This window comes from Lutibacter profundi (genome assembly GCF_001543325.1).
GTDB classification, from domain to species: domain Bacteria; phylum Bacteroidota; class Bacteroidia; order Flavobacteriales; family Flavobacteriaceae; genus Lutibacter; species Lutibacter profundi.
Genome location: NZ_CP013355.1, coordinates 83,752 through 99,748, shown reverse-complemented (window position 1 = coordinate 99,748; position 15,997 = coordinate 83,752). Strand labels below are relative to the sequence as shown.

Genomic DNA, 15,997 nt, shown 5'->3' with positions numbered 1-15,997 from the left:
TACAAAAAAATGATTTTGACTTTTAAATTACTTATTTAAATACATTTTTCTACGAGAATACAACTCGTAAAATTGATCATCTTTTAAGCTATCTATAAATAGAATACTTTCTCCTGTAGATTTCATTTCTGGTCCTAATTTTTTATCAACATTAGGGAACTTATTAAATGAAAATACAGGTTGTTTAATAGCAAAACCTTCTAATTGTGGATTAAATTTAAAATCTTTTATTTTATTTTCTCCTAACATTATTTTTGTCGCATAATTAACATACGGTTCTTGATATGCTTTTGAAATAAAAGGCACCGTACGTGAAGCTCTTGGGTTAGCTTCAATTATATAAACAACATCCTCTTTTATAGCAAACTGAATATTAATTAACCCAACAGTTTTTAAAGCTAATGCAATATTTTTGGTATGATCTTTAATTTGTTGCATAACAAATTCACCCAAATTAAATGGTGGCAATGTTGCATTTGAATCTCCAGAATGCACTCCACAAGGCTCAATATGCTCCATAATTCCAATTATATAAATATCCTTTCCATCACAAATAGCATCAGCTTCAGCCTCAATAGCCCCATCTAAATAATGGTCTAACAGCAACATATTATTTGGAATTTTACGAAGCAAATCTACTACATGTTTTTCTAGTTCTTCCTTGTTAATTACAATTTTCATTCCTTGTCCACCTAAAACATAAGAAGGACGTACCAAAATAGGGAAATCTAAACTATCAGCTATTTCAGAAGCTTCATCAGCAGTTGTTGCTGTCCCATATTTTGGAAAAGGTATTTTTAAATCGACCAATAATTCTGAAAAACGCTTTCTATCTTCAGCTAAATCTAGGGCTTCAAAACTAGTACCAATAATTTTCACACCCCATTTATCTAATTTTTCAGCTAATTTCAAAGCGGTTTGACCTCCTAGTTGAACAATAACTCCTTCAGGTTTTTCATGTTTTATAATATCATAAATATGTTCCCAAAAAACGGGTTCAAAATACAATTTATCAGCGGTATCAAAATCTGTTGAAACTGTTTCTGGATTACAGTTTATCATAATAGTTTCATAACCCATTTCTTTAGCTGCTAAAACCCCATGAACACAACAATAATCAAATTCAATTCCTTGCCCTATTCTATTAGGGCCAGATCCTAAAACAACTACTTTTCTCTTATTTGAAACTTTACTTTCATTATCTGCACAACTTCCTTTAGAAGTAATCATTTTATTCTCAAATGTTGAATAATAGTAAGGTGTTTGAGCATCAAATTCTGCGGCACAGGTATCAACTAGTTTAAAAACTCTATTAACACCTAATTTCATTCTTTTTGCGTGTACTTCACTCTCCCAGCAACCCAACATATGTGCAATTTGCCTATCTGCAAAACCTTTTTGTTTTGCTTCTAGTAACAATTCATAGGTTAATTCTCCTAATTTGTATGTAGAAATTTCATTTTCTAAAACCAATAATTCTTCATATTGCTTTAAAAACCACATATCAATTTTTGTTATTTCATAAATTCTACTTAATGGAATCCCCATTTGAATAGCATCATAAATAACAAAAACGCGATCCCAACTTGCATAGGTTAATTTTTGAATAATAGTATCGTAATCTTTCTCTCCTTTTCCATCTGCGCCTAAACCATTACGTTTAATTTCTAATGATTGTGTTGCTTTATGAAGTGCTTCTTGAAAAGAACGCCCAATCCCCATCACTTCACCAACTGATTTCATTTGCAGCCCTAAAGTTCTGTCTGAGCCTTCAAACTTATCAAAATTCCAACGTGGTATTTTAACAATTACATAATCTAATGTAGGTTCAAAAAGAGCAGATGTAGTTTTGGTTATTTGATTGTTTAATTCATCTAAATGGTAACCTAGTGCTAATTTTGCGGCAATTTTTGCAATAGGATAACCCGTTGCTTTTGAAGCCAATGCAGAAGACCGTGAAACACGTGGATTTATCTCAATTGCAATTATATCTTCCTTTTCATCAGGGCTTACAGCAAACTGTACATTACAACCTCCTGCAAAATCTCCTATTGAACGCATCATATGAATAGCCATATCACGCATTCTTTGATATGTAGTATCACTTAAAGTCATAGCAGGAGCAACAGTAATTGAATCTCCTGTATGAATTCCCATTGGATCCATATTTTCAATAGCACAAATTATAACTACATTGTCGTTGTTATCTCGTAACAATTCCAATTCAAATTCTTTCCAACCTAACAAAGCTTTATCTATAATTACTTCATGTATTGGGGAAGCTTCTAACCCTCGACTTAATAAATCATCAAAATCTTCTTTATCGTAAACTATTGAAGCTCCAAAACCACCCAATGTAAATGAAGGTCGTATTACTAATGGAAATCCATATTCTTGTGCAATTTCTTTTCCTTTTAAAAATGAATTGGCTATTGTTGATGGTGCTTGCCCAACCCCTATTTGAATCATTAACTTTCTAAACTGCTCTCTATCTTCAGTAATATTAATAGCTGCTATATCAACACCTATAAGCGCTACATTAAAATCATCCCAAATACCTTTATCATCAGCTTCAATACATAAATTTAATGCTGTTTGTCCACCCATTGTAGGCAGTACAGCATCTATTTCAGGATGTATTTCTAGAATTTGTATGATAGATTTTGTTGTTAATGGCTTTAAATAAACGTTATCAGCTAAAGAAGGATCCGTCATAATTGTAGCCGGATTTGAGTTAATCAAAGTCACTTCAATTCCCTCTTCTTTAAGAGATCTAATTGCTTGAGAACCAGAGTAATCAAATTCACAAGCTTGACCGATAATAATTGGGCCCGATCCAATTATTAAAACAGATTTTATGTTTGTGTTTTTAGGCATTGGTAATTAATTGTATATTATTGACTGTAAATATCTATAAAAATTCGTTTTACTAAGTTAAATAGTTTTCAAAACTTATTAAAAGGGTATAAAAAAAGGCGTTACTAAAAAGTAACGCCTTATATTTAAAACTATTATCTCATTATTTTTTAGGTCTAGGAGCAGAAGATACACTTAAGTTTTTTCTACCTTTCGCTCTTCTTCTTGCCAACACTTTTCTTCCTGTTGCACTAGCCATACGTTCTCTAAAACCGTGCTTATTTCTTCTTTTTCTTTTTGATGGCTGAAATGTTCTTTTTGGCATTGCTTATATATTTTAAAATCGTGTTTCTAATATTGTTGTCTTCTTCAAGAATAACTCTCCCTAAAAGCGTTGGCAAATATACAATTAGTTTTGTTTTTGACAAATAGATTTTAAAAAAAAATAAAAAAAATATTTTCATATTTAGAATAGAAAAAATACATATTTTTATACAAATTAAAAACAATAAAACATGTATCAAAAACCAATGCTCAAAGAAGATAGTTTAAAAGGTCAAATTATTGTAGTAACCGGTGGAGGAAGCGGCTTAGGAAAAGCCATGACAACTTATTTTTTAGAACTTGGAGCAAGTGTAGTTATTACTTCAAGAAATATTGAAAAATTAGAGAAAGCAAAAATTGAATTAGAAGAAAAAACAGGTGGAAGTGTTTTGGCCGTACAATGCGATGTAAGAAATTATAATGAAGTTGAAAATGTGTTAACTCAAACGCTAAATACGTTTGGTAAAGTTGATGGGCTTCTTAATAACGCCGCAGGAAATTTTATAAGCCCTACAGAACGCCTATCTTCAAATGCCTTTGACACCGTTATTGATATTGTTTTAAAAGGGAGTAAAAACTGCACCTTAGCTTTTGGTAAACACTGGATAAAAATAAAACAACCAAAATCTACTATTTTAAATATTGTAACAACATATGCTTGGACCGGTTCTGCCTATGTAGTTCCTTCTGCAACAGCAAAAGCTGGTGTACTTGCAATGACACGTTCTTTAGCTGTTGAATGGGCTAAATATGGAATACGTTCTAACGCAATAGCACCTGGCCCTTTTCCAACAAAAGGTGCTTGGGATAGATTACTCCCAGGTGAGTTAAAAGAAAAATTTGATATGAAAAAGAAAGTTCCTGTTGGTAGAGTTGGGGTGCATCAGGAATTAGCAAATTTGGCAGCCTATTTAATGAGTGATTATTCTGCTTATGTTAACGGGGAGGTAATTACCATTGATGGTGGAGAATGGTTAAAAGGTGCTGGAGAATTTAATATGCTTGAAGAAATTTCTGAAGAAATGTGGGATACGCTTGAAATGATGATAAGAAGTAAAAAAAAGAAATTATAGAGGTAAGTAGATAGCTACATATTATATTTAAAATGATAAAATATGGAGTGTTAAGTATCTAAATTTTAAAATTTGTCTGTTCGAGCGCAGCCGAGAATTATATCAAATATAAATAGATCTCGACTGCGCTTTACCTAACACTAACAAAGAAAATTATAAATTCGTATTCGGTAATTATCTACGAACCTTAAAAGAAGTAATTTTATTCATTAAAAATTTTAAAATTATCAACTGTGATATTTATGTTACACCTAGTTAAAAAATTATATTTAATTTTAACCTGTTAAAGGTTACCAATATTTTAATGAAAATCTAATTATTTTAATTTGGTTAATAAAATTAAGTAGAAAGGATTGTAACTAATTTATTACAAGTACCAAAAGCAATAATTTATTCAACTGATATAGAAAATATTAATCAATTGCTTTGACATGTTGAAATACTCTAATTTTAAAAGGGAAATTTTCTTAATTTTAAGTCTATTCTATTTTTCTTTCTCTTTTGCACAAAAAAAAGATTCAAATGTTGCTATTGCCACACCAATAACCAACAAAATTACTTTAGATGGTAAACTGAATGAATTAGTTTGGCAACAAAAAAACAGTATTTCTAATTTTATTCAACGTGAACCCGATTTTGAAAAACCTGCTACTGAAAAAACAAAAGTTGCCATTTCTTATTATTCATCAACATTATATATTGCTGTATGGTGCTATCAGCATCCTTCAACAAAAATTATAGCAAAATCACTGCAACGAGATTTTAATTTTGAAGGGGAAGATAATTTTAAAATTGTTATAAACCCTTTTAATGATAAGCGTACCGGGTATGAGTTTATTGTTAACCCCTACGGTGCAAGAGCAGATTTATTAATAACATCAAGTGATAATACCTCAAGTGATTGGAATGGTGTTTGGGACGCAGTAGCCACCATAACAAATGAAGGCTGGTTTGTGGAAATACAAATACCATTTAATACTTTAAAATTTAAAAATAATAAAAAGCAAATTTGGGGTATTAATTTTGAACGAAATATTGCAAATAAAAATGAAACCGATCGTTGGCAAGGATGGTCTAGAGACTTAAGTTTAGAAAATTTTACTTCTGCCGGTACATTGATTGGATTAGAAAATATATCATACACCGATAGATTTGAACTCAAACCATATTTACTTGGAGGATGGAATTTAGAAAATGATAAAATTTCCTATAGCGGTATTGGTAAAATTGGCGCTGATTTAAATTATAATATTACCCCCACATTAAAACTAAACTTAACTGTTAATACCGATTTTGCTCAGGTAGAATCTGATGTATTACAAATAAACCTAACACGTTTCAACTTATATTACCCTGAAAAAAGAGAGTTTTTTCTTGAAGGTGCAGGAAACTTTGATTTTTATATCGGAAATAGAAATAGTGTTTTTTATTCACGTAATATTGGAATTGAGAACTTTCAAAGTGTAAATGTTTTGGGAGGTGCACGTTTATTTGGGAAAATTGGCAAAAATAATATTGGCTTTTTATCATTACAAACGGCAGCTACAGATAATATACCCACAGTAAACAATAGTGTGTTTAGATATAAATATGATGTAGGTTCTCAATCATACATTGGAGGTATTATAACTTCAAAACTAGAAAACAATCATCAAAATATTGTTTTAGGAATAGATGGGAATTATACTACTTCTAATTTTTTAAAAGATAAAAATTTAGCAATTGGCGCATTAATTAGTTTAAGTGCTAACAATGGAAATGTAGAGAATAATTCCTTAGCTTATCGTTTGTATGTAGATTATCCAAATGATTTAATTGACAATTATATTGGTATTTCTTCAGTACAAAATAATTTCTCTCCTGAGCTTGGTTTTTTAACACGTACCAATTTTGAATCATTCTCTTGGGGTCTAAGATTTACACCTAGGTGGTTTACCAATTTAGGCATTAGAAAAATGGTTTTTAAGCCTTGGCAATATACCATTTACCGTACACAAACCACTCATGAACTAGAATCATATTCAAATGAAATAAGGCCTTTTGGGTTTATACTAAACTCTGGTGATACTTTTGAATTTAATCTCCAACAATCTTTCGATAGAATTGATGAATCTTTTAATTTATCAGATAATATATCTATCGATACTGGAAAATATTATATGCATGCCTATGAATTTCAAATCAGTTCATTTCAAGGAAGAAAATTTTTTACTGAAATTCAATATAATAAAGGTACCTTTTACAATGGTAATATTGAAAAAATAACTGCCTTGTTTGGTTTAAATATCAATAAACATTTTAACCTAACTCAACAATATGAAAATAACTTAATTGAAATAGATACTGCGAAAGATAATATTCAGCAATTTATTTCAACATTAAGTTATGCCTTCAATACTAAATTTAATATTACTTTACTAAGTCAATACAATTCAGAAGAAGATCAATTACTTACTAATTTTAGAATTCATTGGATACCAAAAATTGGTAGTGATTTTTATTTTGTTTGGAACAATGGTTACACACCTATTAAACAGGCCAACTTTATAAGACCTATAATAAATAACGGTGCTGCTAAATTTATTTGGAGATTTACGTTCTAAATAATTAGAAATATTTGAGGTTTCTTTTTTTGCCAACTAAAATAGAGTTAGTACTTTTGCCCAAACCAAATAACAATGAAAAACACTAAATACGTTTTTGTAACAGGAGGTGTTACTTCTTCGCTTGGAAAAGGTATAATTGCGGCTTCTTTAGCTAAACTTTTACAAGAAAGAGGCTACTCTGTAACTATTCAGAAATTAGATCCATACATAAACATTGACCCAGGAACTTTAAACCCATACGAACATGGTGAATGTTTTGTGACTGATGACGGAGCTGAAACCGATTTAGATTTAGGGCACTATGAGCGTTTTTTAAATATTCCTACCTCACAAGCCAATAACGTTACCACAGGTAGAATTTATCAATCTGTCATAAATAAAGAACGTAAAGGCGAGTATTTAGGTAAAACTGTACAAGTAATTCCACATATAACTAATGAAATTAAACGTAGAATTCAACTATTAGGAAACACGGGAGAATTTAATATTATAATAACTGAAATTGGCGGTACTGTTGGAGATATTGAATCTTTACCATATATTGAATCTGTTCGCCAATTATTATGGGGATTAGGTCATGAAAATGCCATTGTTGTTCATTTAACCCTAATTCCTTATTTAGCAGCAGCAGGTGAATTAAAAACAAAACCAACGCAACATTCAGTAAAAATGCTAATGCAAAGTGGTGTAAGCCCTGATATTCTAGTGTGTAGAACTGAACATAAAATTTCCGACTCTATAAAAAATAAATTAGCATTATTTTGTAATGTGAAAAAAGAAGATGTTATAGAATCTATTGATGCTGAAACCATTTATGACGTTCCAAATTTAATGCTTGAAGAAGGGTTGGATAAAGTTGTTTTAAAAAAATTAAAACTTCCTTTAGGCAAAAACCCACAATTAAAAGAATGGAATAATTTTTTAAAGGGTTTTAAAACACCTAAAAACACCATTGAAATTGGACTTATTGGTAAATATGTAGAATTACATGATGCTTATAAATCTATTTCTGAATCTTTTATACACGCTGGCGCTAAAAATGAAGTAAAAGTTAATATTAATTGGATACACTCTGAAGAACTAACTAAAGATAATGTTCAAAAAAAATTAAACCATTTAAATGGAATTTTAGTAGCTCCTGGTTTTGGTGAACGTGGCATAGAAGGAAAAATTGAAGCTGTAAAATACGCACGTGAAAACAACATTCCCTTTTTAGGCATTTGTTTAGGAATGCAAATGGCAGTTATTGAATTTTCAAGAAATGTTTTAGGCTTAAAAAACGCCAATTCAACCGAAATGGACAATAAAACACCTTATCCTGTTATTGATTTAATGGAAGAGCAAAAAAGTATTACCAATTATGGTGGTACAATGCGTTTGGGTAGTTGGGATTGTAAATTAGAAAAAAATAGTAAGGTGAAAAGTATTTATACTAAAAATCTAATTAGTGAACGTCATAGGCATAGATATGAATTTAATAACGATTTTTTATCACAAATTGAAAAAGCAGGAATGATAGCAACTGGGAAAAACCCGAAAACCAATTTAGTTGAGGTAATTGAAATTCCTTCTCACCCTTGGTTTATAGGTGTACAATATCATCCCGAATACAGAAGTACAGTATTGAATCCACACCCCTTATTTGTAGATTTTGTAAAAGCTTCTTTGGAACACTCTTTGAGCTAACATAGATTCATTAATAAAAACCCAATTATAACAATACATTTAGTACATTTGTCGGTCTTTTTAAACGTATTGTTGAATAACAACTGACAAACTGACATTTTAATTACTCATATGGAAGAAAAGAAATTCGATTTTAATTCACTTATAGGATTTGTATTATTAGGCGCAATAATGCTATGGTGGATGTATAGCAATCAACCAACACCTGAAGAACTTAAAGCTCAGGAAAAAGCAAAAACAGAGGACGTTCAAATAAAAAAAACTAGTACAGATACTGTAAATATAAAAAATGTTAGAGAACCTATTTTACAAGTAACAGACTCTCTATCTTTATCCAAAATACAAGCGCAGTTAGGTGATTTTGCTTATTCAGCAACACTTCCTTCAGCCCTAGATAACGAGACAATTCTTGAAAATGATGTACTAAAATTAGTCATATCAAATAAAGGTGGTCAAATTAAAGAAGCACTGCTAAAAAAATTCACCACTTATGATTCTTTACCGCTTTATTTAATAAAAAATCATAATGCATCTTTTAATATTAGTTTTGGCACAAACGATAATAGAACTTTAAATACAAAAGATTTATTTTTTGAACCAACACTCTCAAAAAATGGTGAAAACCAAGTGCTTTCAATGAAACTGAAAGTTGCCAATGATAAGTACTTAGAATATCGCTATGAAATGAAACCAAATGAGTACATGGTTGATTTCAATATACAATCTCAAGGTTTAAATTCATCATTAAACACAGCGCAAACAGTTGGTTTAGATTGGAATTTAAAAGGATATAGACACGAAAAAAGTATTCAATATGAAAATCAACACACCGAATTGTATTATGAAAAAGATGATGAGAATATTGATTACCTATCTATGTCAAGTGATGATAGTGCCATTGAAAATGATGTAAATTGGGTTGCCTTTAAACAACAATTTTTCTCTTCAATATTAATTACTGAAAAAGGATTTAACAATGCCAATTTAGCTTCTAACAACCTTGTAGAAGACGAAGAAATTGATACTGTTTTTACTAAAGAATTCTATTTAAAAACGCCTTTGGAATTAGAAAACGGAGAATTTAACTACAAAATGAATTGGTATATTGGACCAAATGATTATCAAATTCTAAAAAAATACGATCGTAATATCAAAGAGGTTATAAACCTTGGTTGGGGAATTTTTGGATTTATTAATAGATCTGTATTTATACCTATTTTTAACTTCTTAAAAGGATTTATTGGCAGTTATGGTTTGATTATTATTTTACTTACAATTATTGTAAGAATTTTTATGTCGCCACTAGTTTATAAATCCTATTTATCAAGTGCTAAAATGAAGGTTTTAAAACCTGAAATGGAAGAAATAAACAAACGCCTTCCTGGTAAAGAAAATGCTATGAAACGCCAACAAGAAACTATGGCATTACAAAGTAAAGCTGGTGTTAGTCCATTGGCAGGTTGTATTCCTGCATTGCTACAAATGCCTGTGTTTTTTGCTTTATTCAGATTTTTCCCTGCAAATATTGACTTAAGGCAACAAAGTTTTTTATGGGCTACAGATTTATCTGCCTATGACTCTGTATATCAACTTCCATTTAAAATTCCTCTATATGGAGATCATATTAGCTTATTTCCAATATTAGCATCTGTGGCTATTTTCTTCTATATGAGAATGAGTCAAAGTCAGCAAATGAATATGCAAGCTCCAGCACAAGAAGGAATGCCTGATATGCAAAAGATGATGAAAATGATGATGTACTTCTCTCCTGTGATGATGCTAATTTTCTTTAATATGTATGCCAGTAGTTTAAGTTTATACTATTTTGTATCAAACTTATTAACCATTACAATTATGCTGGTAATTAAAAATTACATTATTGATGAAGATAAGATTCACGCAAAAATTCAAGAAAATAAAAAGAAGCCTAAAAAAGAAGGTAAATTTCGTAAACGTTTAAATGACGCTATGAAACAAGCGCAAGAACAACAGGCAAAACAAAAAAGGAAAAAATAATTACACCCAAATTTTAAGCCGCAAAATGTAAATATTTTGCGGCTTTTTTATTATTTTAGCTTCAAAATATGATAAATGTCAGGTTTAATAAGTCGCTATAAAATTTTAAAAGAACACAATCTTGTAATAGAGTACCATTCAGGAATTCTAGAATTTGAATCATTTATTAAATTCGTTAAAAAAAAGATATCTGATCCCAAATTTTACCTAGGTTTAAATCATTTGATTGATTTTAAGGATGTTACTTTTAACACTACCAAAAATGATATAACTAAATCTGTCGGTTTTTTCGCAAAAGAATTACTAACTAAAGGAGAAAGAAGAAATATTGCTGTACTTACAAGCACTCCAAAACAAGTAGTTTCTGCAACTTTATATAAAATCAAACAACAAGAGAGTAATTCATTAGTTACTATAGAAATTTTTTCTACAAGCAAACGAGCTTTGGAATGGCTTAATATTAAAAGTATTTCAATAGATAATATTATTGAAATCAAAGAAAGTTTGAAAAACTAACTGCTTTTTAAGTAATTTTGATTTCAAATAAATTACCCATGAAATTATTAAGACTATATTTAGTAATAAACTTTATTTTATTCTTTTTTTTAAGTTGTTCAAATAAAGGAAATATTCCTGTTTCAACCCCACAAAATAAAAGCAAAGAAATAACCATTTTCCACATAAATGACCAACATGGAAAACTTGATAATTTTTCTAAAATAAAATATATTATTGATAAAGAAAAAGAACAAACAACTGTTATTGTTGTTTGTGCTGGAGATATATTTTCAGGCAATCCTGTAGTTGATAATTATGAAGAAAAAGGATTCCCTATGATAGCTATTATGAATAAAGTTGGGTTTGATATTTCCACAATTGGCAATCACGAGTTTGACTACGGTGAAACAATTTTAAAAGATAGAATTCTACAATCTCAATTCGATTGGGTTTGTGCCAATGTTGATATGAATACTACTGGAATTCCAGAACCAAATGAATATAAAACAATTACAAAAAATGATGTAAAAGTAACTTTTTTGGGATTGGTTGAAACCAATGGGAAAAAAGATGCTATTATTCCTTCAACACACCCTTGGCGAGTTCAAAATTTAATTTTTCAAAAATATACTTCTGTAATAAATAAGTATTCACAACTAAAAGAAACAGTAGACGCTGATTTATATATTGCGCTTACTCATTTAGGAGTATCAACAGATACCTACATAGCAAACAACTATCCTTATTTTGATTTAATTATTGGAGGGCATTCTCATTCAATAACAAATACAATTGTAAATAATACACCTATATTTCAAGCAGGTTCAAATTTAAATTACTTAGGTAAAATTAAAATAATTTTAAAAGATAAAAAAATTGAAAGCTTAACCTATAATTTAATTGATTTATCAACCTATACTAATTTTGATTCTACACTAAAATCATTAATTGACACTTATAATGAAGATGCTAATTTAGATGAGGTGATTGGCTATGCTGAAACAAACCATACCAGATCACAGGTTGGCTATTTTTATACAGATATTTTAAGAAATAAAATGAATGTTGGTTTAACATTTCAAAATACAGGAGGTATAAGAGCAAGTTTAAATGAAGGTGACATTTTAAAACGAGAAATTTATACTATTGACCCGTTTAACAACGGAAGCGTTATCTATACAATGACTGTTAGCGAAATTAAAAACTTCTTAAAAGGCAGTGGCACTGGATTTTATTATTCTGGAGGTACAATTGAACAGCAAGGAAATGATATTGTAATAAAAAATGATAATCAAGAAATTTTGAGTGATAATTTTAGCCTAACAATAGGATTAAACGATTATATTCCTGCTGTTTACGACAGTTATTTTACACAAACACCTTTATATAAAACGTATACAACTGCAGAAGGAATTATTGATTATCTAAAAAATAATACAAGCCCAATCAATTATACTTCCTATAACAACTATTTTAAATTTGAATAGTAAATTTAAGTATGTACTCACTTTTAGTCAAATGGTTATCGTCATCTTAAATTTATTTCAGGGTCTCTCGCTGTTCTGTTAATTTAAACGATTGTAAAATGCTATTTCGACGGTGCTTAATATGACAAGTTCAGACTGACATACACCTTAAATTCAGGAATTTTACGGACAATTAAATTTACGTATTCAAAAAAGTAACTACATTATTTTCAATACGTTTCAATATGTTAGAAACATCTGATTTTACAAAAGTTTCACCTGTAATATTCTCATATAATTCAATATAACGTTCAGAAATTTCATTGATTTTTTCATCTGTCATTTCTGGAACTTTTTGACCTTCTAATCCTTGAAAATCATTTGCAATTAACCATTGACGGACAAACTCTTTAGATAATTGTTTTTGAGCTTCTCCTCTATTTTGCCTTTCTTTATAACCTTCAGCATAAAAATAACGAGAAGAATCTGGTGTATGAATTTCATCAATTAAAATAATTTTACCTTCTTTTGTTTTTCCAAATTCATATTTTGTATCTACTAAAATTAAACCGCGTTCTGCTGCAATTTCAGTTCCGCGTTTAAATAATGCTTTTGTATAGTTCTCTAAAATTTCATAATCTTCTTTTGAAACAATACCTCTAGCAATAATAGCTTCCTTTGAAATATCTTCATCGTGATTTCCTTCTTCTGCTTTTGTTGCAGGTGTTATAATTGGTTCAGGAAATTTATCATTTTCATTCATTCCTTCAGGCATAGAAACTCCACAAAGCATTCTTTTCCCTGCTTTGTATTCACGTGCTGCATGCCCTGATAAATAACCGCGAATAACCATTTCAACTTTGAAAGGAGTACATAAATGACCAACAGCAACATTTGGATCTGGAATAGCAATAATCCAATTTGGAACAATATCTTTTGTTGCTTCCATCATTTTAGCTGCTATCTGATTTAATATTTGACCTTTAAATGGTATTTGTTTAGGCATAATTACATCAAAAGCAGACAGACGATCGGTAGCAATCATAACCAGCAATTCATTATTAATATTATAAACTTCACGTACTTTTCCCTTGTAAACCGATTTTTGATTTGGGAAATTAAATGCCGTATTATTTATTGTGTTACCCATTTTATTGTTGCTAATTATTAATTAAACTAATCATTTCCTACTTCAATACTTTTATATGCTGAAATTATTTGCCTCACTAATTTATGTCTTATTACATCCTTATCATCTAAATGCACAAAAGCAATACCTTTAACTTCCTTTAAAGTAAGTATCGCTTCTTTTAAGCCTGAAACCTGACGCCTAGGCAAATCTATTTGACCGGGGTCTCCAGTAACCAAAAATTTTGCGCTTTTACCCATTCGAGTCAAAAACATTTTCATTTGATTATGTGTTGTATTTTGAGCTTCATCTAAAATTACAAATGCGTGATCTAAAGTTCTACCTCTCATGAACGCTAATGGAGCTATTTGTATAATTCCTTTTTCTATATATGAATTTAATCTTTCGTGTGGTATCATATCACGCAACGCATCGTATAATGGTTGCATGTATGGATCTAATTTTTCTTTTAAATCACCTGGTAAAAAACCTAAATTTTCACCAGATTCAACAGCAGGACGCGTTAAAACTATTTTCCGTACTTCTTTTTCTTTCAAAGCTCTTACAGCCAATGCAACCGCTGTATATGTTTTTCCAGTACCTGCAGGGCCAATAGCAAAAAGCATATCGTTTTTAGTCATTAACTCAACTATTCTTCTTTGATTGGTTGTTTGTGCTTTAATTAATCTTCCATTTACACCATGTACCAATATTCCATCACTTAATTTTGAGCTTTTATGCTCATTTCCATTTGAAGTTAAAACACGTTCAATGCTATTTTCATCTAGCTTATTGTACCTGTTAAAATGAGTAATTAACATTCTCATTCTCTTTTCAAATTCATCTAAAATTTCAGGTTCTCCATAAGCCTTAAGTTCATTACCCCTTGCTACAAGTTTAAGTTTTGGAAAATATTTTTTTAAAATTTCTACATTCTCATTTTGAGTGCCAAACATATCGTTTGGATTAATCTCTGTCAGTTCAATAATACGTTCGTTCAAATGATAGTGGTGTTATAATGTTTAAATAAAAAATGTATGTTAAATAACCGAATATTTCATTAGATTTGCATAACAAATGTAATCAATATCAAATAACAAACTTTATATTTTCGTTAATAAGTTTTAAACATTTTATTAAGAATTTATAACTTTTTGTTTGTAAAAAAATCGCTTTTATTTTATATGTCAATAATTACTTTAACTACTGATTTTGGGACTAAAGACCATTTTGTTGGTGCAATAAAAGGCACCATATATACTGAATTACCCAATGCCAGAATTGTTGATATATCACACCTTATTTCTCCTTTTAACATAACAGAAACAGCTTATATTCTAAAAAATGCATATAAGAGTTTTCCTGAAGGAAGTATTCATATTATAGGTGTAGACTCTGAATTAAATAGTGAAAACAAACACATTGCATTAAAATTAGATAATCATTTTTTTATATGCCCAGATAATGGTGTTATCTCATTATTGGCAGCAGAAATACAACCAGAAAAAATAGTTGAAATAAATATTCATGACCGAATTAAAACTAGTTTTCCTGTATTAGATGTTTTTGTGAAAGTTGCATGCCATATAGCACGTGGAGGAACATTAGAAGTTATTGGGAAAGTTATTCCAAAATTTAGACAAATAATAGAATTGCAACCTAGTATCTCTGCAGATAACACAACAATTTCAGGAAATATAATTTATGTAGATAATTACGGAAATTCTATTAGCAATATTAGTAAAAAAATATTTCAAGAAGTTGGCAAAGGAAGAGCTTTTGAAGTAATTGCCAACAGGTATATTTTTAAAGAAATTTACACCAAATACAGTGATATTGTTGATTTTTCATTACCTAAAGAACAACGACAAAAAGATGGTACAAGAATGGCTATTTTTAACTCTGCAAATTATCTAGAAATTGCAATGTACAGAAGTAATTCCAATACTGTTGGTGGTGCATTTTCTCTTTTAGGTTTAAATTATAGAGATGTATTAACCATTAAATTTTTATAAATTTTAATTTTAAATCTACTTTATGTTTAAAAGAATTGTGAAAATGAGTTTTGATATTGACAAAATTGATTTGTTTCTTGAAAATTTTAATAATAACAAAAAGAAAATACAAAATTTTGAAGGTTGTCACTATTTAGAATTATTAAGAGATAAAAATAACCCATCTATCTTTTTTACTTATAGTTATTGGGAATCTGAATCTCATTTAGAAGCTTATAAAAATTCTGATCTCTTTAAAACTGTTTGGAAAAAAACAAAAATCCTATTCAACAACAAACCTGAGGCTTGGAGCGTTGATACTGTTGAAAGTTTACCTTAAAACAATATA

12 protein-coding genes are annotated in these 15,997 nt (G+C 29.6%); 8 read left to right on the top strand and 4 right to left on the bottom strand.

Annotated elements, in window-relative coordinates:
- Positions 1 to 27 precede the first annotated feature (27 nt).
- Positions 28 to 2,877: a carbamoyl-phosphate synthase large subunit gene (gene carB, locus Lupro_RS00430; RefSeq protein WP_068205538.1), complete on the bottom strand. Its 2,850-nt coding sequence runs from the start codon at positions 2,875 to 2,877 to the stop codon at positions 28 to 30.
- 142 nt (positions 2,878 to 3,019) lie between these two features.
- The gene (gene rpmH / locus Lupro_RS00425; protein ID WP_068205537.1) at positions 3,020 to 3,181 is read right to left on the bottom strand and encodes a 50S ribosomal protein L34; all 162 of its coding nucleotides are present in this window, start codon (positions 3,179 to 3,181) and stop codon (positions 3,020 to 3,022) included.
- Positions 3,182 to 3,371: 190 nt separating this feature from the next.
- Here rpmH and Lupro_RS00420 point away from each other — a divergent pair, with 190 nt between their 5' ends.
- The 6 genes from Lupro_RS00420 to Lupro_RS00395 all read left to right on the top strand — a co-directional run bounded on the left by Lupro_RS00420 (position 3,372) and on the right by Lupro_RS00395 (position 12,546).
- Positions 3,372 to 4,253 (top strand): SDR family oxidoreductase, encoded by an 882-nt coding sequence (locus Lupro_RS00420; RefSeq protein ID WP_068205536.1) that lies wholly within the window; start codon positions 3,372 to 3,374, stop codon positions 4,251 to 4,253.
- Positions 4,254 to 4,684: 431 nt separating this feature from the next.
- Positions 4,685 to 6,856, top strand: a complete 2,172-nt coding sequence (locus Lupro_RS00415; protein ID WP_068205535.1) for a carbohydrate binding family 9 domain-containing protein — start codon at positions 4,685 to 4,687, stop codon at positions 6,854 to 6,856.
- 75 nt (positions 6,857 to 6,931) lie between these two features.
- Positions 6,932 to 8,545, top strand: coding sequence for a CTP synthase (locus Lupro_RS00410; RefSeq protein WP_068205534.1), 1,614 nt, complete (start codon positions 6,932 to 6,934; stop codon positions 8,543 to 8,545).
- A 111-nt stretch (positions 8,546 to 8,656) separates the two neighbouring features.
- The gene (yidC, locus tag Lupro_RS00405) at positions 8,657 to 10,561 is read left to right on the top strand and encodes a membrane protein insertase YidC (RefSeq protein WP_068205533.1); all 1,905 of its coding nucleotides are present in this window, start codon (positions 8,657 to 8,659) and stop codon (positions 10,559 to 10,561) included.
- Positions 10,562 to 10,636: 75 nt separating this feature from the next.
- Positions 10,637 to 11,077, top strand: a complete 441-nt coding sequence (locus Lupro_RS00400) for a hypothetical protein (protein ID WP_068205532.1) — start codon at positions 10,637 to 10,639, stop codon at positions 11,075 to 11,077.
- 38 nt (positions 11,078 to 11,115) lie between these two features.
- Positions 11,116 to 12,546, top strand: a complete 1,431-nt coding sequence (locus tag Lupro_RS00395) for a bifunctional metallophosphatase/5'-nucleotidase (protein WP_068205531.1) — start codon at positions 11,116 to 11,118, stop codon at positions 12,544 to 12,546.
- A 178-nt stretch (positions 12,547 to 12,724) separates the two neighbouring features.
- Here the strand turns inward: Lupro_RS00395 and Lupro_RS00390 are convergent, their stop codons facing one another.
- Positions 12,725 to 13,675 (bottom strand): phosphoribosylaminoimidazolesuccinocarboxamide synthase, encoded by a 951-nt coding sequence (locus tag Lupro_RS00390; RefSeq protein WP_068205530.1) that lies wholly within the window; start codon positions 13,673 to 13,675, stop codon positions 12,725 to 12,727.
- 26 nt (positions 13,676 to 13,701) lie between these two features.
- On the bottom strand, positions 13,702 to 14,655 hold the full coding sequence (locus Lupro_RS00385; protein ID WP_068205529.1) for a PhoH family protein: 954 nt from the start codon (positions 14,653 to 14,655) through the stop codon (positions 13,702 to 13,704).
- A gap of 183 nt (positions 14,656 to 14,838) precedes the next feature.
- On the opposite strand from Lupro_RS00385, the gene Lupro_RS00380 reads away from it, so the two are divergent.
- Both Lupro_RS00380 and Lupro_RS00375 read left to right on the top strand, forming a co-directional pair.
- Positions 14,839 to 15,669, top strand: a complete 831-nt coding sequence (locus tag Lupro_RS00380; RefSeq protein ID WP_068205528.1) for an SAM hydrolase/SAM-dependent halogenase family protein — start codon at positions 14,839 to 14,841, stop codon at positions 15,667 to 15,669.
- A gap of 22 nt (positions 15,670 to 15,691) precedes the next feature.
- Positions 15,692 to 15,988 (top strand): putative quinol monooxygenase, encoded by a 297-nt coding sequence (locus Lupro_RS00375; RefSeq protein WP_068205527.1) that lies wholly within the window; start codon positions 15,692 to 15,694, stop codon positions 15,986 to 15,988.
- The last annotated feature ends 9 nt before the right edge of the window (positions 15,989 to 15,997 follow it).